This is a genomic window from Brevibacillus sp. M2.1A (assembly GCF_013284355.2).
In the GTDB taxonomy this organism is placed as follows: domain Bacteria; phylum Bacillota; class Bacilli; order Brevibacillales; family Brevibacillaceae; genus Brevibacillus.
This window is the reverse complement of record NZ_JABSUY020000001.1, coordinates 5,750,186-5,770,439: the sequence shown is the minus strand read 5'-3', so window position 1 is coordinate 5,770,439 and position 20,254 is coordinate 5,750,186. Positions and strand designations below refer to the sequence as shown.

Annotated in this window: 12 protein-coding genes; 8 read left to right on the top strand and 4 right to left on the bottom strand. The window is 51.6% G+C overall.

Going from position 1 to position 20,254, the window contains the following annotated elements:
* Positions 1-28: 28 nt before the first annotated feature.
* The gene (locus HP567_RS27485; RefSeq protein ID WP_173609912.1) at positions 29-778 is read right to left on the bottom strand and encodes a hypothetical protein; all 750 of its coding nucleotides are present in this window, start codon (positions 776-778) and stop codon (positions 29-31) included.
* 172 nt (positions 779-950) lie between these two features.
* Here HP567_RS27485 and HP567_RS27480 point away from each other — a divergent pair, with 172 nt between their 5' ends.
* The 8 genes from HP567_RS27480 (at position 951) to HP567_RS27445 (ending at position 17,493) form a co-directional block, all read left to right on the top strand.
* Positions 951-2,192, top strand: coding sequence for an exonuclease SbcCD subunit D (locus tag HP567_RS27480; protein WP_173609913.1), 1,242 nt, complete (start codon positions 951-953; stop codon positions 2,190-2,192).
* Complete coding sequence (locus HP567_RS27475) at positions 2,189-5,839, top strand: AAA family ATPase (protein ID WP_173609914.1); 3,651 nt, start codon at positions 2,189-2,191, stop codon at positions 5,837-5,839. The genes HP567_RS27480 and HP567_RS27475 overlap by 4 nt, the downstream gene beginning before the upstream one ends.
* Positions 5,840-5,854: 15 nt before the next feature.
* The gene (gene addB, locus HP567_RS27470; protein ID WP_173609915.1) at positions 5,855-9,352 is read left to right on the top strand and encodes a helicase-exonuclease AddAB subunit AddB; all 3,498 of its coding nucleotides are present in this window, start codon (positions 5,855-5,857) and stop codon (positions 9,350-9,352) included.
* Positions 9,321-13,148: a helicase-exonuclease AddAB subunit AddA gene (gene addA / locus HP567_RS27465; protein WP_173609916.1), complete on the top strand. Its 3,828-nt coding sequence runs from the start codon at positions 9,321-9,323 to the stop codon at positions 13,146-13,148. The genes addB and addA overlap by 32 nt, the downstream gene beginning before the upstream one ends.
* Before the next feature lie 554 nt (positions 13,149-13,702).
* Positions 13,703-14,170, top strand: a complete 468-nt coding sequence (locus HP567_RS27460) for a DinB family protein (RefSeq protein WP_173609917.1) — start codon at positions 13,703-13,705, stop codon at positions 14,168-14,170.
* A gap of 116 nt (positions 14,171-14,286) precedes the next feature.
* Positions 14,287-15,708 (top strand): amino acid permease, encoded by a 1,422-nt coding sequence (locus HP567_RS27455; protein WP_304502571.1) that lies wholly within the window; start codon positions 14,287-14,289, stop codon positions 15,706-15,708.
* A gap of 118 nt (positions 15,709-15,826) precedes the next feature.
* Positions 15,827-16,345 (top strand): DUF402 domain-containing protein, encoded by a 519-nt coding sequence (locus HP567_RS27450; RefSeq protein ID WP_173609918.1) that lies wholly within the window; start codon positions 15,827-15,829, stop codon positions 16,343-16,345.
* A gap of 245 nt (positions 16,346-16,590) precedes the next feature.
* Complete coding sequence (locus HP567_RS27445; RefSeq protein ID WP_173609919.1) at positions 16,591-17,493, top strand: Ig-like domain-containing protein; 903 nt, start codon at positions 16,591-16,593, stop codon at positions 17,491-17,493.
* A 259-nt stretch (positions 17,494-17,752) separates the two neighbouring features.
* Here the strand turns inward: HP567_RS27445 and HP567_RS27440 are convergent, their stop codons facing one another.
* The 3 genes from HP567_RS27440 to HP567_RS27430 are packed head-to-tail and all read right to left on the bottom strand — an operon-like array spanning position 17,753 to position 20,239.
* Positions 17,753-19,237: an MFS transporter gene (locus tag HP567_RS27440; RefSeq protein ID WP_229088167.1), complete on the bottom strand. Its 1,485-nt coding sequence runs from the start codon at positions 19,235-19,237 to the stop codon at positions 17,753-17,755.
* 59 nt (positions 19,238-19,296) lie between these two features.
* Complete coding sequence (locus tag HP567_RS27435) at positions 19,297-19,737, bottom strand: SRPBCC family protein (protein WP_173609921.1); 441 nt, start codon at positions 19,735-19,737, stop codon at positions 19,297-19,299.
* On the bottom strand, positions 19,730-20,239 hold the full coding sequence (locus HP567_RS27430; RefSeq protein ID WP_173609922.1) for a MerR family transcriptional regulator: 510 nt from the start codon (positions 20,237-20,239) through the stop codon (positions 19,730-19,732). The genes HP567_RS27435 and HP567_RS27430 overlap by 8 nt, the downstream gene beginning before the upstream one ends.
* Positions 20,240-20,254 lie beyond the last annotated feature (15 nt).

Sequence of the window (20,254 nt, the reverse complement as noted above, 5' to 3'; positions counted from 1 at the left end):
CGGATAGAAGACATTCCGAACCGTCAGGCTATTGCCCTGGCGGTTTTCCTACATTCCAAGGAACAAAAACACCATTTTTCCAACGATACATTTGCAAAGTAGTCTCAGGTTTGCCCGGAAGTGGTTCACCTGTATCCGGGTTTAGCTCCTGTTGCGTTTGCCAGTAGTAGAGCAAGGGTTTTTCAGTGTCGTCATGAAGGATTTGATAACTGCCAACCGTTTGGAAAAGTTGACCACCCGGCATGGAAACCGTTTCCCGCAGCAGCCCTTCCCATGCTTTGACTAGACGCCCTTTGTCCAAATACCACAGATTCGCCTCGTAGATACATATGCCGGAGCCGCCTGTATGGTGGATGGTTTCAAATACTCGTTTTTCTGCGAGCAAACGTGGTTCAGCGTCGTCGTTTTTGTCGATCTCGGAGTGATTCACTTCACGCGTATAGTCCCAATGATCCAATTGCAGGTGCGGTGGATTCCATTGCTCTTCCGCGATGAGGGCATACGTACGATCTGGCTTTTGATCCAAGATGTAAAAATTTCCGATATGTACGCTGCCGTTATGCTTGGCGAGAATTTCTGGTTCTGGGTCATCATCCAGATTGACGAGTTGAAAATCAAAGTAGTCGGAAACAACTGGATCTTTGGCTTGCTTGTTAATCCATTCTATTACTTGGGTCTTGGTAGGCTCCTTGGAGGCAAGAGAAGAGGGGGCACTGAGGACGAGACTGGAGGCGGCAAGTCCTACTGTCAGGTTGAGCAACAGGTGGGAATTACGCAACGGTAACGAGCTCCTTTCCGGGAAGAGATCGATTAAGCACGATCCTTTCAGTTGGAAGACGAGCAGTCAGGAGCAAAAGTTACGGAAAAGTGGAGTAAATTTCAACCGCGAACAGCGCTGTCTTTTGTTACAATGAAAAGCAAACACATGATCGTGGAGAGTGATAGTAGCTATGCGGATTTTACATACAGCCGATTGGCATTTCGGGCGGCAACTGGAAGGGCGGGACCGCCGCATTGAGCAAGTGGCATTTGTGGACGAGCTCTGTCACATAGCTGATGAGCGGGAAGTGGACTTGGTGCTCATTGCTGGGGATGTGTACGACTCTGTCAATCCGCCTGCTTGGGCGGAAGAGCTTTTTTATGATGCATTGGAGCGCTTGTCTTCGGAAGGCAGGCGAGGTGTTGTCGTGATCGCGGGGAACCATGACCAGCCTGAGCGGGTGCGGGCAGCAGCTCCGCTTGCCACAAAGCACGGGATCGTTTTGTTGGGGTTGCCGAAGGAAGCGCCATTGCTGACACAGGAAGCCTCGCCTGATCGCGTGCAAATTGTGCAGGGAGGCCCTTCTTGGCTGGAAATGAAGATTCCTGGCTGCGCCGCGAATGCGGTCATTTTGGCATTGCCCTATCCTTCTGAATCGCGATTAAAGGAGCTGTTGAGCGAAAGCTTTACCCAAGAGCAGATGCAGCTTGCTTTTTCCGAGCGTATTGCGCAATTGCTTGCTGATCTGTCTGTTCATTTTCGCGAGGATACGGTCAACCTGGTCACGAGTCACTTGTTTGTCATGGGCGGTAAGGAAACAGATTCCGAGCGACCGATTCAAATTGGGGGAGCGTTGACGGTATCGCCGCAGGCTTTTCCGAAGAACGCTGATTATGTGGCGCTCGGCCATCTCCATCGACTGCAAAAGCTCAGTGACAAGCCGTTGGTGCGTTACAGCGGCTCACCGATTTCGTACAGCTTTTCTGAAGCAGGTCAGAGCAAGGCAGTCGTACTGGTCGAGGTGGAGCCGGGACAAGAAGTGCGTGAGGAGATTATTTATTTGACGAGCGCACGGCCATTGGCACGTTGGAAGGCGACAGAGGGAATCGAGCAAGTCGAGCGCTGGTTGGAAGAGGGACGCGATGCAGGGGCGTGGATTGACTTGGAGCTGCATGTGTCTGGTGTGATCGACCCGGCAGAATTTCAGCGTGTCCGCAAGCTTTCGGATGATTTCTTGAAAATACAGCGTGTTGTCGTGAGAGAAGAGCGTGAGGAAGAAGAGGAACAGCGTGTCGAGTTGACAGAGCTGACCTCCGATCAATTGTTCAAACGCTTCTATGAACGAAAGAGGGGAGCAGAGCCGGATGAGCAGCTCGTGGCCTTGTTCCAGCGTCTATTGGCAGAAACCGGAGGAGAGGGGGAAGAAGAGTGAGACCGATACGATTGAAGCTGGCAGGGATGCACAGCTACCGAGAAATGCAAGAGGTCGATTTCGAAATGCTATGTCAGGCGGGACTGTTTGGGATATTTGGCCCGACTGGAAGCGGGAAATCGACGATTTTGGACGCGATCACGCTCGCGTTGTACGGGCAGGTCGTCCGGCTGGGCGGGGGAAACCATCCAAAAGAAGTGCTGAATCAGCTCGAGCAGCGCGTTTTCGTTTCCTTTACCTTTGAGCTGGGGACTGGCGATGAGCGCAAGCAATATACAGTGGAACGGGAATTTGGCTTGGATAAAAAGGGGAACAAGCGACAGCCGGAAGTGAGGCTGATTCAGTCGGGCGCCTTGACCGGAGAGCCGGATGTCGTATTGGAGTCTAAAGCCACGTCCGCGACAGCCGCGATTGAGGCACTGATTGGTCTCACTTTGCAGGACTTTACCCGGGCGGTTGTTTTGCCACAGGGTCAATTTTCCCGCTTTTTGACGCTGAAGGGCAGTGAACGCAATGAAATGCTGCAACGGATGTTCCGCCTACATATTTATGGGGAAAAGCTGAGTGAGCGCGTACGGCACGCGTTGGAGCAGGTCAAGGAACAGATGCATCGCTTGCAACTGGCGAGTGCAGCTCTGGGTGACGCAGGCCCGGAAGCCTTGGAGCTGGCGAGACAAACGTGGGAGGAAGCTGCGCAAAAAGAGCAGGAATTCACCCAGCAAAAACAGGAGCTGGCAGGGAAGCTCAAGGAGCTGGAGCAGCTTAACCAGTGGCATCACGAGCTATTGCATGTCCAGGCGCAACTACAGCAGCAGGAAGCAAATGAAGCGGAAATAGCAGCTCTAACGGCAAAGATTCGCGAGTGGGAGTCAAGTATTCGGCTGTGGCCATTACTCCAGCAATATGAGCGCTTGGATCAGGAATGGCATGCGACCGGTGCGGCATTGGAACGCAGCCGCGAACAACAGGAGAGTGCTCGTTTAGCCGTAGATGAGGCAGAGCAAGCGTATCAGAAGGTCCATGCCGAGTTGGCTGTACAAGAGCCGTTACTAATTCAGCAAAAGGGCAGGCTGGTACAGGCACAGGAGTGGGAAGAGGAGCTAAAGGCGATCCGGGAAGAGTGGACAGGTCTGGAACGTGAATGGAACGAAGTGTCAGTTGCCTTGACCAACATAGAGCAACAGCTGGAAAAGGATGAAGCCGACTTAAAAAACTGGGAGCTTGCGTGGGCGGACCTGCAAGAACAGATGAAGCAGGTCACGATCTCTCCTGAATGGCGAGCACAAATAGCGGCAGCCAGAGAAGCGAAGCAGCAGTGGGAGCGTGACTATGCCAAGGTACGTGAGCTGGAAAAAGAACAACTCGCAGCTCAGCAGCAGATTCAGGCGGCAGCCCATACAGCTGATGAGCACAAGCGTAGCTGGGAAGCGTGTGCGAATCGCTTGGCACAAAAAAGAGAAGAGCTGGCAGCACCATCCGACACGGCTTTGATGAGCGAAGCGGAATGGGAGAAAGCAAGAAATGTACTGGCAGACATGAAGCAGGTAGGTCGCCAGTGGCGGGAAGTATTGCAGGCTTTCTCATCATGGCAGGAAAAGTCTCAGCACATCATCCAGGAGCGCAAACAGTTGGATGAGCGGAATCAGGAGCTGACTCGGGAAGTAGAGGCAAGCGAAGCGCTTGTGAAAAGTCAACTGACCCAACGAGATGAGCTGCGACAGGAATGGGAAAGATGGCAGCAGGAAAATATGGCGCGATTTTTGCGTGAACGTTTAGAGGAAGGAAAGGAGTGTCCGGTATGTGGTTCCGAACACCATCCACACGGCCACCAGAAGCATATAAAAGCGTCTGAAGCGGGAACGGAGGGTGATGCCCTGCGTGCTCGAATCAAAGCGTCAGAGGAGGCTTTGCGTGCGGCTGAACAAGAAGCAGGCAAGACCAAGGAAGCCTGGTTGGCAGCAAAGGGAGCGCTTGCTGCTTTTGATGAGCGCCTAGCAAGTGTAAAGGCTGAACAGGAACAGCTGGAAGCGCGCTTGGACGCGATCAAGGCAGAGTGCCACGGGTATGGACAGCCTTGGATCGTGGATTCTTTTGAAGAGCTTCTCGCCGTCTATCAGCGTGAGGAAAAGGAACTGATTGCCAAGCAAGCGGAAAGAGAGCGGCTAAAAGCAGAGCGTGAGCAATTGCAGCAGCAGTTGGAGGTCTTGCGTGAGGAAGAGGCGGAAAAGAAACGCTTGATGGAGCGGAGCGCGCTGTTGCTCGAGCAGGCACAGAAGGCAATCGATGAGAATAAAGTTCGCCTGGACGCTGCTTTCACACAAGAAAAGCAATCTAGAGAAGAGCTGGACACGAAGCGCAATGAACTTCCCATCGAGGAAATCGAACAGCGGTACGAGGAAATCGGAAAATCAGATCGCCGATTGGCGGAACTCCAACAGGTGCGATCAGAGAAAGAAACGCAGCGCGGGAAGCTGATGATGCAGGTAGAAGCCGCCAAATCGCGCAAGGTAGAGGGCAAATCACGGGAAGCGGCGCTGAAGGAAAAGCTGGAAGATAGAAAGCGCATGTGGGAACAAAAGCATGCTCAATGGCTGGAACGCACGGGTGGACTTACTGCGCAGGAGTGTCTGATGCAGGTAGAGGATACTCTACTCCGTTTACGTCAGGCAGTTACGCTGGCAGAGACAAAGCGCAAAGAAACTGCCGAAGCGCGGGAAACGGTGCAAAACAATCTGGTCAAGTATTCGGAGACGCTCGCGATCCTCACACGGCAACGCACGGAAGCTCATGAGACATTGTATCAGGGCTTACAGGAAACAGGTCTCGGTACTGTCGATTATGTACGAGAGCGGTATGCAGAGCGCGAGCAATTGCCTCAGGCACAGGAGCAAGTCGAGGCTTACACGCGAGTCGCTGGGCAGCTTCGTTATGAGGAAGAAAGGCTTCAACAAGCAATAGCAGGCCGTTCGTTTACACAAGAAGAACTCACCACCGCAAAAGAGGCGTGGGATCAATGGGAGCAAGCCTTCCAGGAGGCGCAAAAGCAAGTCGCTGTCGCCAAAGAGCATGTGGATCGCATGGAAAAAAATCATGACAAATGGCAAGAACTCCATAAAGAGATGGTACAGCAGCAGGATGAGCAGAGCCGCTTGGAAGAGTTGAAAAAATTGTTCGAAGCCAAGGCGTTTGTCCAGTTCATTGCGGAGGAAAAACTGGTATCAATCGCAAGAGACGCTTCCTATCACCTCAAGCGAATGACCGCCAACCGCTACGGGCTGGAAATCGGGGACGAGGGCGAATTTGTTTTGCGGGATGAGGGAGCTGGAGGAATGCGCCGCCCAGTAAGCACATTGTCTGGCGGGGAAACATTCCTGACCTCCTTGTCGCTGGCTCTAGCCCTGTCAATGGAGATTCAAATGCGTGGCGGACGCTTGGAGTTTTTCTTCCTGGACGAAGGCTTTGGGACACTTGATCCGGAGCTTTTGGAGGTCGTTATGGATGCGCTTGAGCGACTGCGCATGGACGATTTTACCATTGGGGTCATTAGCCACGTCCCGGAAATACGTGTGCGCATGCCGCGTCGTCTGGTCGTGACACCTGCAGAACCGATGGGAAAAGGAAGCATGCTGCATCTGGAAATGGAGTAGGGAAGGGGAAAAATCATGGCAGTCCAATTTATACTGGGACGGGCAGGAACGGGGAAGACAGAATCGATTCATCGGCAGATGCAAGCCCGGCTGCGGGAAAAGCCGTTGGGTTCTCCTATGATTCTGCTCGTGCCGGAACAGGCCAGCTTTCAGGAAGAGTATGCGCTCGCTACACTGCCAGAGCTGGGCGGTGTGATGGGGACGCAGGTGCTCAGCTTCGGTCGATTGGCTCACAGGCTCATGCAGGAGCTGGGCGATCTGACTACCGTGCCTGTTGACGATCTGGGTAAGCATATGGTTTTGCGCATGCTTTTGGAGCGGCATAAGGAAGAGTTGAACGTATTCGGGCGCTCGGCGACACAGCCTGGGTTTGCTGCTCAGCTCGGTCGCTTGATTAGTGAGTGCAAATCGTATGGGGTATCCTTCACCCATTCCGAGAATCTGGAATGGGGAGGAGCCAATCTCAATCAAAAAATACATGACCTCCGCTTGATTATGAATGCGTACGAGGCTTACTTGTCAGAGGGATATTGTGATGCGGACGACATCCTGAACCGAGTGGCCACGATGGTGCGTGATTCCACCTACATCAAGCAGGCTGAAATATTTATCGATGGATTTACCGGATTTACGAATCAAGAGCTGCGCTTGATCGATCAGTTGATGCAGCACGCCAAGCAGGTGACGATTGCGCTGACGCTTGACCCGAATGAACGTGACGCTTCTGTGGATGAGCTGGGGCTGTTCCACCCTACACTGCGAACATACCAAGCCCTGACACTGATGGCGCGTGAATCGGGTGTATCAATCGCCAAGCCGCTTTTATTGACCGAGGCAAAGCGCTTCAAGAGCAGTCCGTGGTTGCGTCAGGTCGAACAAGTGTATTTCCAATGGGGAGACCCGCCAATCCCGGATCAGCCTGGACGAGCGGACGAAGTGACGATGCTCTCAGCGGTGAACAGGCGCGCAGAGGTAGAGGCTGTGGCGTTGAGGCTCCTGTCTCTGTCGAGAGAAGAGGGATATCGCTGGAAGGACATGGCGATTTTGCTTCGGGAAATCGGGACGTACGCCGATGAGATTTCCGCTGTATTTACCGAATACGGCATCCCGCACTTCTTGGACCAGAAGCGCTCCGTCATGCACCATCCCTTGGTGGAGCTGGTGCGCTCGGCTTTGGAGGTCATTGTTACGAGGTGGCGGTACGACGCTGTTTTCCGCTGCTTGAAAACAGACCTGCTCCTTTTGGATATCACCGATGAGCATACAGCCCGGAAGGAAATCGATCGACTGGAAAACTACGTGCTGGCTCATGGTGTCTTTGGTTATCAATGGGCAGAAGAATCTGCCTGGCATTTCCGCGGGCAGGCAGGCGCCGAGGAAGACGCGCAAATCGATGAGCTGAGACGCAAATACGCAGCGCCGCTCCTGTCCTTTGAAAAAGAGATGAAGCAAGCAGCGGGTCTAAACGTACAGGAAATGACCCTTTCCCTGTACAACCTTCTGATCGCGCTGGATGTGCCTAACAAGCTGGAGCATTGGCAGCGAAAGGCAGAAAATGACGGCGATCTCGATGCAGCACAGGTGCACGGACAAGTATGGACAGGATTGATCGAGCTGATGGATCAGGTCGTAGAGGTCATGGGCGACGAGAGCATGGACCTGGCGACATTTGCCCGTGTGCTCGACAGCGGTCTGGAGACGATTGAACTGGGACTCGTTCCCCCGGCGTTGGATCAGGTGTTGATCGGGGCGATGGAGCGCTCCCGTCAACCGGATGTCAAAGCTCTGTTTTTGCTTGGTGTAAACGAAGGCATTATTCCGTTGCGTCCAAAAGAAGAAGGAATTCTGGATGAGGCGGAACGGGAGCGACTGGCTGAAATGGGCATGTCTCTGGCACCGAGTGCGAAGCAACGGCTGATGGCAGAGCCTTACCTGCTGTACCAGGCGATGACGAGACCGTCGGAGAGGCTGATCCTGAGCTGTGCGTTGGCAGATGAAGAGGGCAAGGCCCTGTTGCCTTCCTCAGTGTTTACCCGCATTCGGGAAGTACTGCCGGATATCCCGCATCAGGTGTTCTACAATGAACCGACGGGGCAGCACGAGACAGACGTATTCCTGCTCGGACATCCGAGACGTGTATTCCGCCATCTTTTGACGCTATTACGATCGATGAAGAAAACAGGTGAGCTGCCAGACTTCTGGTGGGAGGTATACGATTGGTATATTCGCTCTTCTCCCGATGTCAAACGGGAGCAGTGGCTGTTGTCCGGCTTGCGTTACTTCAATCGGCCGCAGGAGCTGGATTTGGAAACGAGCACGACGTTGTACGGCAAACAACTGAAAATGAGCGTGTCTCGTCTGGAGCGGTTCCAGTCATGTCCGTTCTCGCATTTCTCTTCTCACGGCCTCAGATTGGCGGAGAGAACGATGTACAAGCTGGAGCGTTTCGATGTGGGAGAACTGTTCCACGCTTCACTCAAGCGAGCCGTTGAAAAAATGAACGAAGACAATCTGGAGTGGAGCAAGCTGACGGAAGACAATAGCATGCAGCTTGCAAACGTGGTCGTAGAAGAACTGGTTCCTGCGACTCGCAGCAGCATTTTGACGCGGACAGCCCGGTATCGTTATTTGTCCGGCAAGCTGAAGCGAGCAGTTGGCCGCGCGATTTATGTACTTGGGGAGCATGCGAAGCGCAGCCGTTTTGCCCCGGTAGGACTGGAGGTTTCCTTTGGGCCGAATTCAGATTTGCCGGGATTGGCTTTAACGCTTGAAAATGGCGTGGAGCTTCAGTTAATCGGACGAATTGACCGCGTTGACCAATCACTGGATAGTGAGGTCCCGTATTTGCGCGTGATTGACTACAAGTCCAGTCCCAAGCAGTTGTCCCTCTCCGACGTTTGGAATGGCCTGAATTTGCAATTGCTCGTCTATCTCGATGTCGTCGTGGCAAATGCGGAGGAATGGCTGGGGAAAAAAGCCGAAATGGGAGGCGTTTTCTACTATCAGGTAGCGGATCCTTTTGTAACGGCAAAACGCTTGCTAACGGCTGACGAAGCGGCAAAGGAGCGGGCAAAGCGCTTGCGCATGAAAGGCTTGATGCTCGCAGATCCAGAGCTGGCTAGAATGATGGATGGCTATGTAGAGCAAGGGGCGTCAGAGCTGGTGCCATTTGAAATCAAAAAGGATGGTACGCTTTCGTCGCGATCATCTGTGGCAACAGCCGAGCAGTTCCAAGCCTTGACTTCTTATGTTCGCGATACTGTGAAGCAAATCAGTACGCGTATGACCAATGGGGAAATCCAAATCGAACCGTACACAAACGGGACGATGACCGCTTGCGATTACTGTTCATACAGGCCGGTATGCAAGTTCGACGGAGATGCAGGCGGGAATGAGCACCGACAGCTTGCCAAGTGGAACAACAAGCAAATATGGAGCATGCTGGCAGAGCAGCAGATGGCAGGAGAAGGAGGAATGACCGATGGCGGATCAACAGTTGCAGGCCAAGCCTGAACAATGGACGGACGAGCAATGGCAAGCGATTGTCCAGCACGGGAACAATCTCCTGGTGGCCGCTGCGGCAGGCTCCGGGAAAACCTCCGTCCTGGTTGAGCGGATTATCCGACGCATCATGGACGAGAAGGACCCGGTTGGCGTTGATCAGCTGTTGGTGGTGACCTTTACCAATGCGGCTGCGGCAGAGATGCGACACCGGATTGGCGATGCCTTGCGAAAGGCCTTGAAAGATGACCCGCACTCCTCTCATCTGCGCCGACAACTGGCACTGCTCCAGCGGGCGACGATTACGACACTTCACTCGTTTTGCTTGGGAATTTTGCGCCAGTATTACTATCTGATTGATCTCGATCCTGATTTTCGCATTGCTGATCAGATGGAAGGGGAGCTTTTGCGGCAGGATGTCTTGGAGGAACAGCTGGAGAGCTGGTACGAAAATGACGCGGATTTTCACGCATTAGCTGATGTGATGCTGGATGGTCAGGACGATCATGCCCTCACCATACTACTACTCAGGCTGTATGAGTTTTCGCGAAGTCATCCGGCACCAGAACAATGGCTCGGGGAAGCGGCTGGAATGTTTGCGGTTCACGATAAAAACGATCTGGACGGGCTGGAGTGGACCAGAAGCGTGCTGCGTTCTGTGGAGCTGGCACTCGGTGGAATGACCGCCAAGATGCGCAGGGCAGTTCTTCTGGCAGGCTCACCGGAAGGGCCTGCTGGCTATTTGCCTTTGCTTGAGGCGGAAGCGGCTGCCCTGCAACGTGCAGGAGCGGCTTGCAGAGATGGCTGGGAAGCTACCGTCGAAGCTGTTCGAGGAGTTGTATTTGCCAAGCTGCCTCCAGTGAAAGGGACAGATCCGCTTTTGAAAGAACAGGTACAAGACCTGCGAAACAGTGTGAAGAAGGAACTGGCCGAACAAATCGAGCAATACTTTTCTACGACAGCCGAGCAGTACGTTGCGGATTTGCAGCGGATGGCTCCGCACATGCAGACATTGGCCAGGCTGGTGACAGCATTTTCGGATGCTTTTCAATTGGAGAAGCGCTCGCGTGGGTTGGTCGACTTTGGCGACTTGGAGCATCTGGCTCTGCGCGTTCTAACCGAAACGAATGAGTCCGGGGAGACTGTTCCTTCGTCAATCTCCACTCAATTGCGCGAACAGTTCGCTGAAGTACTCGTAGACGAATACCAGGATATCAACCTCGTGCAAGAGACAATCTTGCAAATGGTTTCCCGAGACGGAGCGAATGGTCAGCCAGCGAATCGCTTCATGGTAGGGGATGTGAAGCAGAGTATTTATCGGTTCCGCTTGGCAGAGCCGAAGCTGTTTCTCGAAAAATATGTGACCTATCAAAAAGATGGTGACACCGACGAAGCTTGCATCGGTCGGCGTATCGATCTGGCGGCGAACTTCCGCAGTAGAAGGGAAGTTGTAGATGCCGTTAACTTTTTGTTTCGCCAGATCATGTCTCACGGGGTAGGTGAGATTGGCTATGATCCTTCGGCGGAGCTGATCAACCGTGCATCTTATCCTGAAGCACAGCCTAACCGTTTGCAGGCAGAGATGCATCTGATCGATCGGAATACAGCAATAGCAGAAGAAGGTCAGGCGGTAGTTGCAGAGGGGACAGATGAGGGCGAAGCTGGTATACCCGAGGGAGAGTCCACAGAGGAAGCGAGTGTAGCGCAGCTGGAAGCTCGACTAATCGCCAGCCGTATTCGTCGCTGGATGGAGCCGGGCGAGGGAGAAGAGCCACTGCTCGTTTTCGATAAAAAGGCTGGGGGAATGCGCCCGCTCGCCTATCGCGATATCGTTATTTTGCTTCGTGCGACCTCAGGCTGGGGGCAGACGATGCAAGAGGAACTGCACGCGGCAGGAATTCCTGTTTATGCGGAGCAGACTGCGGGTTATTTCGCGGCGACAGAGGTAGAAACGATGCTCTCTTTGCTGCGCGTCATTGACAACCCGCTCCAAGACATTCCATTGGCAGCCGTATTGCGGTCTCCCATCGTCGGCTTGCGGGAGGAGCAACTTGCTCAAATCCGCATTCACTACGCGACAGGGCCGTTTCACCAAGCTGTTCTTCAATATGCAGAGGAACGCCCAGCTCAAGAGCCGTGGGAGAAAAGGCTCAGACAGTTTTTTGGCCGATTGGATCTTTGGCGGACAGAGGCTCGCAGAGGTGCTTTATCGGAGCTGTTGACGATGCTTTACCGGGAGACAGGTTATCTCGATTATGTGGCGGCTCTGGAAAACGGTCAGCAGCGACAGGCCAACTTGCGTGCGCTCTATGACCGTGCGAGACAATACGAAGCAGGCTCCTATCGTGGCTTGTTCCGCTTTTTGCGCTTTGTCGACCGTCTGCAAGAAGCGGGCAATGATATGGGCGAAGCTAGAACCATCGGGGAAAACGAGGATGTCGTACGCATCATGACGATCCACAAAAGTAAAGGGCTGGAGTTCCCGGTTGTATTTGTGGCGGGCATGGGCAAGCAGTTTAATACGATGGATTTGAAAAGCCAGTTTTTGCTGCATAAAGATCTGGGCTTTGGCCCGATGGCTGTTGAGCCCTCCATGCAATTGCGCTATCCGAGTCTGGCTGCGCTGGGCATCCGGCAAAAGCTGCGTCGGGATATGCTGGCAGAGGAAATGCGTGTGCTTTATGTGGCTTTGACGCGTGCACGCGAGAAGCTCATTCTTGTCGGTTCATCCAAGGATCTCGCAAAAAGTGTGACAGATTGGGGCAGACAGGATGACAGCGAGCGGCTCAGTGACGAAGACTTGATTCAGGCAAAGGGATACCTGGACTGGGTGGGGCGTGCGATGCTGCGACATCCTGGGGCAGGATTGCTGCGGGGATACCCAGAGCAACAAGGCTCAGGAGAAGTCGTGAGAGTCAGAAGTGTGCCGGATGATTCGGTTTGGTCGTTTCACTTCTATCAGGCAGATGAGCTCCGTGCCCAAGGAGAGTCAACCAACGACGAGGTATCTCTGTGGGAGCGCATGACCAGACGAGAGGCGATCGCGGAACGACCGTCTGATGACACGTTACGTAAGATTGTCGACAAGAGATTAGGATGGCAGGACCCGCATCCAATCGCGCCACGTGTAGCTGCGAAATGGAGTGTCAGCGAACTCAAGCGACATGCCAAAGTCAGCAAAGGCGGACAGCCACTCACGCTGCCGTCCATTACGGAAAAGCCAAAATTTTTATCTGAGCAAAAATCCAATCGGCTGACAGCAGCTGAAAAAGGGACAATCACTCACTTAGTGTTCCAGCATCTCGATTTAAAGCGTCCGCTGGATGAAGCGGATATTCGGGAGCAGGTGATGGAACTAGCAGCACGCCGCTTTTTGACTGACGAACAGGTAGAAGCAGTAGATGTTTCCCAAATTGCCCGATTCTTCGCTGATCCTTTGGGGCAGCGAATGAAGGCTGCGGCGGTCGTTCATCGTGAATTGCCATTTACCCTCGTGCTTCCTGCATATGAAGTAGAAGCGGAGTTGGGTGAAGAGAGCGACGAGCAGGTTGTCGTCCAAGGGGTCATTGATTGCCTGTTGGAGGAGCAGGATGGAAGCCTCGTCCTGATCGACTTCAAGACAGATTGGATGGCAAAAGAGGCGACTGCCGTAGCTATCGAAGAGATGAAAAGAAGATACGAAGGACAGATCAGGCTATACGTCCGAGCGATCAAGCAGATTCTCAAGCCAAAAGGGAACGTGTCTAGTTATCTTTATTTACTTTCAGGTGGATTCTCACTATCGTTTTCAGATGAAAGCATAGATTAGTATGTTGGACCGTCAGGGATAATAGCTCTGGCGGTCTTTTTGTTTATTAGAGCTGCTGTGGTGGAGGAAGAAGCGCATTTCCAGTCTACGCTTCGGCCTACGCCCCGCAAGGGGGATTGACTGTCCGCTCCGGAATAAATGGCGGGAGCGCTTCAAACGTAGAAGTTGGAGGAGGTAGTCCATAAGTGAAGCTGAAATTCCCCGCCATTTATTCCGGAGCTGAGGTGGGCTCCAGAGGCGCTTTGACTGGAAATGCGCTTCTTCCTACGCTGCTTTGACTAAAAAGAATTTAAGGAAGCTACTTTGAACTGACCAACCAATATGATCTAAAAGCCCGAAGAGGATCACAGCCATACGAAAGCACTGTCACATGTTTGGAAGGAGACCGCCCGAACGAAGTGAGGATACAGGCGACTGGAAAACATGTGGCAGGGCTTCTCCCGACCACTACCGTTAGAAATCAACTGAGAATTTTACAAAACACACGAACGTACGTGCTATAATCGGTTGTAATTTCCTTACTATACATAATCATCAAATAAAGGGTGAACTCAATGAAGATGCTTTTTCAATATAACTGGCAGGTACGGGACGAATGGATGGAATGGTGCAAGCAGCTTCCACCAGAAGAATTGCTACGCAAGCGTACAGGTGGAGCTGGCACGATTTTGTACACCTTGTTTCATATTGCTGACGTCGAGTATAGCTGGCTTCGGGGCGTGCAAGGAAGGCCGGATGTTCAGGTGACATTCGAAGCGTACAAGACGCTGGAAAAAGTAAAAGAGCTATCAGATGCCTGGCGCGTAGAATTGCGTGATTTCATCGAGAAGTGGTCAGACGAGAGGGAGAACGAGCCTGTAAAGGTGGAGTGGGACAATGAGATTCACACGAAGGGCGAGCTGCTTCGTCATGTCATCGCCCACGAGATTCATCACATGGGGCAGTTGTCCATTTGGGCAAGAGAGCTCGGGATTACTCCCGTTTCCGCCAATGTCATTGGGCGCGGATTAACGGGTAGCTAGCCCTGACAAACGCGATCCTAGCTGCACATGTGCATAACTTTCCTCCAAACGGATCATACTCCAACTGTTTTCTATCACGGTTGGAAGTGAATGACCCGCTTGGGAGGTCGCACATGATGTCATGGAAAAATCAATTGCTGAGGAAAAAGTCAGTTGCGCAAATGCTGGAGCAGGTGGATAAAAATGAAAGCTCCCTCAAAAAATCATTAGGTGCTTTTGACCTGACAATGCTGGGCATCGGCGCGATCTTGGGAACAGGGATTTTTGTGTTAACGGGCGTTGCCGCTGCCTTGCACGCTGGACCTGCACTTGTTTTGTCCTTTGTTATTGCAGCACTTGCCTGTGTGTTTGCCGCGCTCTGCTATGCAGAATTTGCTTCGACTGTTCCCGTGTCGGGAAGCGCTTATACATACAGCTATGCGGCATTTGGCGAATTTGTCGCCTGGATGATCGGGTGGGATTTGATTCTCGAATACGGAGTGGCTTGTGCTGCGGTGGCAAGTGGATGGTCGGGGTATGCCCAGGGATTGCTAGCCGGGTTTAATATTCACCTGCCGCATGCGCTCACAAGTGCCTTTGATGTATCGAAAGGAACAATCATTGATTTACCTGCGGTCCTCATCATTGTCATCATTACAGCTTTATTGATGAAAGGGACGAAAGAGTCAGCGAGTTTGAATACCATCATGGTGTTAGTAAAAGTAGCGGTAGTTGTCCTGTTCCTCGTCGTTGGGGTCATGTATGTCAAGCCGGAAAACTGGAGTCCATTCATGCCGTTTGGTTTTGCAGGAGTAGCAACTGGTGCCGCAACGGTGTTTTTTGCTTTTATCGGATTTGATGCGGTGTCTTCTGCGGCCGAAGAAGTGCGCAATCCCCAGCGCGACATGCCAATCGGGATCATCTCGTCCTTACTCGTGTGCACAATTTTGTACATTGCTGTCTCACTGACATTGACAGGGATTGTTCCGTACCATTTGTTAAATGTCAAAAATCCTGTCGCGTTTGCCCTCAACTATGTCAACCAGGACTGGATAGCAGGCTTCATTTCGTTGGGAGCCATCGTCGGCATCACGACTGTTTTGTTAGTCATGATGTATGGACAAGCCCGGATGTTTTTTGCGATGAGCCGAGATGGCTTGCTTCCTGAGGTCTTCTCGCACGTACATCCCCGCACACAGGTACCACAAAAGAGCACGCTAGTCGTGGCTGCATTAGTAGCAACCTTCGGCGGATTATTGCCCCTCTCCAGCTTGGCTCAGCTCACTAACATCGGCACGCTGTTTGCCTTTATTTTGGTCTCGGTTGGACTGGTTGTACTACGTCGCACTCATCCCCAATTACCACGCGCGTTTCGGGTCCCATTTGTTCCGCTTGTTCCCTTGCTCTCGGTTCTTTTTTGCGGATATCTCGTTTTCAACCTGCCTACGCTGACAAAGATCGGTTTTCTCGGTTGGCTGTCGGTAGGGGCGATCGTCTATTTTCTATATGGGCGAAAACACAGTCGATTGGCAACAAAAGACGACTCCTCCCAAACATAAAAGGCAGGTTCATCCGTTTAGGCATGTTCTACGTGAGCATGTCTTTGTTTGCTATCTGACAAAGCGATCCCATTCATGGTAGAGTAAAAACAACCAAAACGACGAGGGAGGGCAGGCTATGAAGCGAAAAAGAGCAGATCGACCTGGTTGGAGACGTGTGAAACGATTGGGCTACCAGCAAAAATGGGTAGAATCTTTATCTTTCTCTGGATACGCTGTCCGCCTGACTCTGGATGAAGTAAGTGAGCCTGCCTACATGCATGTCGGGGATCAAACGTTATGTGTGGGCGATCGAGGATATGTGTATTTGCAGTATTTTCCACATGGTCAAGCTTATGCCGTTACGAAAATGATGGATGAGTTAGGGAATACCGTGCAATGGTATATTGATATTTGCCGGGGACATGGCAAGGATGAGAACGGACATATCTGGTATGACGATCTGTACCTCGACATCGTGGTATTGCCGACAGGAGAAATATACTTGCTTGATCAGGATGAGCTCGATGAGGCATTGAAAAAAGGCGTTATCACGAGCGAGGATCACCAGTTTGCCTCCGAGACCGCTGATCTTTTATTACGAAATATTTTGGCGGGCAAACGGGATGACTTTGATTTTCCGAATTTTTTTGTATAAACGTATGAAAGAACGAAGGCGGTTATTGCTTTCGTTCTTTTTTTGGTAGACGTACCGCTTTTTGGAGTGGAGACGGAGGAGGCCCGGAGTTTGCTCCGAGTTTTCTAATTTAGGAAGGTCACGATGGATGAAAGAGTTCCTAGTCCAAAATAACTGTATTTTTATTTCGTGTAAAAAACTGTATGTTACGCCTTAAAAATCAAATACGATTTTTATGAACACACAAACTATTTTGGAGGAGAAGTATGAAGAGTTTATTTCAAGCCTTACTCGCAGTAACACTCATGTTCAGTCTAACCCTAAACAGCAACAACGTATCAGCAAAATCGGAGAAAGAAGAGCTTGGTGTACCGAATCAGTTCCATGATGATGAGCAGCTAGAGGAAATTGACGCGAAATTCAAAAGTGAATACCAACTTGATAGCACGTATATTTCCGACGACCTAATCAGTTATCCAAAGCCTGGGGATGTGTTCGTATCAGTTTCTAATCCTATTATTGCGCAGACAGATGTTCCTACAAACATTCGACCTGCGCTAACATTCCCGGTGCCAATTACTTTTGACAATGATCCGTCAACAGTAGTATCGCTCTATAAGGTTGAAGGAAAATCACCAGTCAGCGGAAAATTGGAGATTAGAAATAATACACTCTATATTCGTCCTGACAAGACTTTGGAATCCAATACGAAATATGCGATCGAGATTGACAAAGGAGCAATTGTAAGCACCATTGATTCTACTAAATCGATCGATAAGTATTTATTACAGTTTGTGACCAGCAACAACGAAGCGCCTATAGTAATCGATGTAAAGCCGTATGGAGAGGAAACAAAAGTGGATGTAGATGCGGTTATTACAATTAAGTATGATCGCAAAGTGATAAGTGGAACAAAGAAATTCCTATTAATGAATGACAATGGTGCGAAGGTTCCTGCAACTTTTACTGTCAGTAATGACACTGTAACGATCCAACCGAAAGCGCCTTTAAAAAATAATGTAGAGTACTACATAGATGTAGCCCAAGGAGCAGTAAAGGATACATCAGGGAATGAAAGCTATAAATATTTTTCCGTGTTTTCAACAGGCACCCCATCTGGTGGATGGGATGATCTAGAATTTGGTGACCTTTCAACAGAGGTTGAGTAGAAAAAGCATCTTCTTCTGACACCTCTGTTGCGACTGTTACTGGAAAGGGCAACAAGTGTATAGGGTGAAATGTTAAAGATAGAAGGGTTGTCTCTATTCCAGAGACGGCCCTTTTTTCATTCATTCCTGAATCCCTCCTACGACTTCTTTGTTTACAATCGTTACAGGGATGTTTGACTAGGTTTGAAAGGATGTCTCGCATACATGAGACAGCGGCAGTCTGGGACGGGAAAATAAAGTCCCAGACTGCCACGGATCATTACATCTCACCTGGCGTTTTCTGCCCGATGGGGGGGATATGCCGAAGCTTGATCACGGTGAGTATGGCGATAGCGATCATGAGCCCGCCGCTCACGCCCACAACAGCATGCATGCCGTCGGTAAATGCTATCTGGGCGCCATGAAGAAGTGTTGAAGCAATAGGTTCGGGTAAAGCTTTGGCCGCCGAGACTGCCCCAACAAGACTTTCGCGGGAGGCTGCGGATGTTAACGTCGTAACATCTCTTGGTATGAAGCTGGCAATTTGAGTGCGGTACACGTATGTTCCGATGCTCCCTAATACAGCGATACCCAGTGCAAATGCGAATTCACCGCTCGTCTGCAGCAAGGACGCTGCCGACCCCGCTTTTTCTGGCGGTGCCGACCCGATAATTAGATCGCTGGACAAGCTCGCAAACGGGGCCACTCCCACATTAAAAAAGATATAACCGACGATCAGGGTAGAGAGTCCGGCCCCCGCCTCTACCTGGGAGAGTAGGATACAACCAGTCGCCGAGACGGCAAGGCCAGCCCCGATAAGGTGCGACGGTCGGGCCCGCCGAGCGATGATCGGCGACAACAACATGCCTGCCATCGACGCAACCACTCCCGGGAGCATGCACATCGCTGCCGCAAGAGGTGATAGTCCTTCCACGAACTGAAGATGCTGTGCGATAAAGAGCATGGAAGCGCCTGTCAAAGTGATACCGAACAAGCCGCCCAGTGCTGTGCTGAAAGCGGGGTTTGCAAATAGGCGCAAGTCTATTAGCGGACTGTCCAACCGTTGCTGCCGTCTTACGAATAACGCCCCAAAAACAAATCCAGCCGCAATGGCAATGAGCGGCAGAGTCTGTAGACCTTCCTTAGCCATTTCCTTTAGGCCGTATATGGCCGGTAGAATGGTGCACATCGACAACACGACGCTAGTCAAATCCAAATGACCAGGTGCGGGATCCCGATATTCGGGCAGAAGATGGGACGCAGTCAGCAACAGCAGCGCCATGACGGGAACGCCGAGTAGAAAGATCGAACCCCATGAAAAATGCTCCAGCATCATCCCGCCGACTACTGGGCCAAGCGCCATGCCTCCCATGGAGCACATGAACCATATGCCTATAGCGAGGGAGCGCTGCTTATGATCACGGAACATATTGCTGATCAATGCCAGGGAAGAAGGCGCTACCGTCGCCCCGGCTATGCCGAGCAACGCCCGTGCTGCAATCAGCATTCCAGAGGTGCTGGAGTAAGCGGCCAACAGCGAAGCCGAACCGAATGCCGCTGCGCCGAACATCAGCAGCTTACGGCGGCCGAACCGATCTCCGAGCGAGCCCATCGTGATCAGAAATCCCGAGAGCATGAAGCCGTATATGTCCATGATCCAGAGCTGCTCTGTACTGTCAGCGCCGATAGAGACGCTTATGTGAGGAAGTGCGAGAATCATTACGGACAAGTCTATCGAAACAAGCAGTGCAGGCAATGAAAGCACGGCAAGTCCAATCCATTCGTTCAAACTGGCCCCGGTATTCGATTCAAGCGCAGCATCTTTCATTGGGCGTCCAGAACCTCTCCGAGCCGGTCCAACATCAAGTTTGTTCCGTGCTCACGCTGTTCAGGCGTATCGAGACCGTCCAGAAAAACGCCCTGCTCGGTATAGATCAAGCGTGTGCCGCCGTCCACGGAATCGAATTCCACCGTCGTTACAGAGACAGACATCCGCTTGTCTTCCATGTCCAGCGTGTATGAGTATACAATTCGCTCATTCTGAACGATTTCCTGATAGCAGGCATCGAATGTGTAAACGGGTCCCTCTGGTGGACCACCGCGATTGAATTCGCGGCCGCCGACGCGGAAGTCGAACTCGTCGGCTTTAGGAAACCAACTAGCTTTGGCTGCTTGACCCGCCCATGCAGCGAATACACGAGCTGGGGAATGCTTATAGTTCTTTTCGATGACAAATGTGGAATGTTTGGCAGATCTATCACTCATAGTCGAAACCTCCAGGTCCGGGTTCTTCCGGATGCTCATCTAAATATTCACCAAGTCGGTCGAGATGGCGATCCATACTCGATTTTCTCTCGGCGAAAAATTTCTCATGCTTCATTCTCATCGTTCGTATGATGTTCATGAAATGCTCAACAGTAAACGGTTCGTTCCTTTGCATCCGACTCGAAACATTCTCAAGCTCATCCAAGAGTTTCTGCTGCATGCGTATACTTTCTTTCAGGCTGTCTATTTGAATGGTAACAATGTCTGACAGGCTGAGCTGGTCTCCGGCCATAACGGCTTTAATCTGCTCCAGAGATAGTCCCAACTCCTTTAAGGACAAAATTTGCTGTAGGCGTGAAATGTCCTTTTCGGTGTAGAGTCTGTATCCGGATGGCGAATAGCCGGATGGAGAAAACAAGCCTATCTGATCGTAAAAACGTAAAGTTCGTATCGTAATTCCCGCCATTTTCGCAAGTTCTCCGACTTTCCAATGTTGTTTCATGATCAGCCCCTTTCT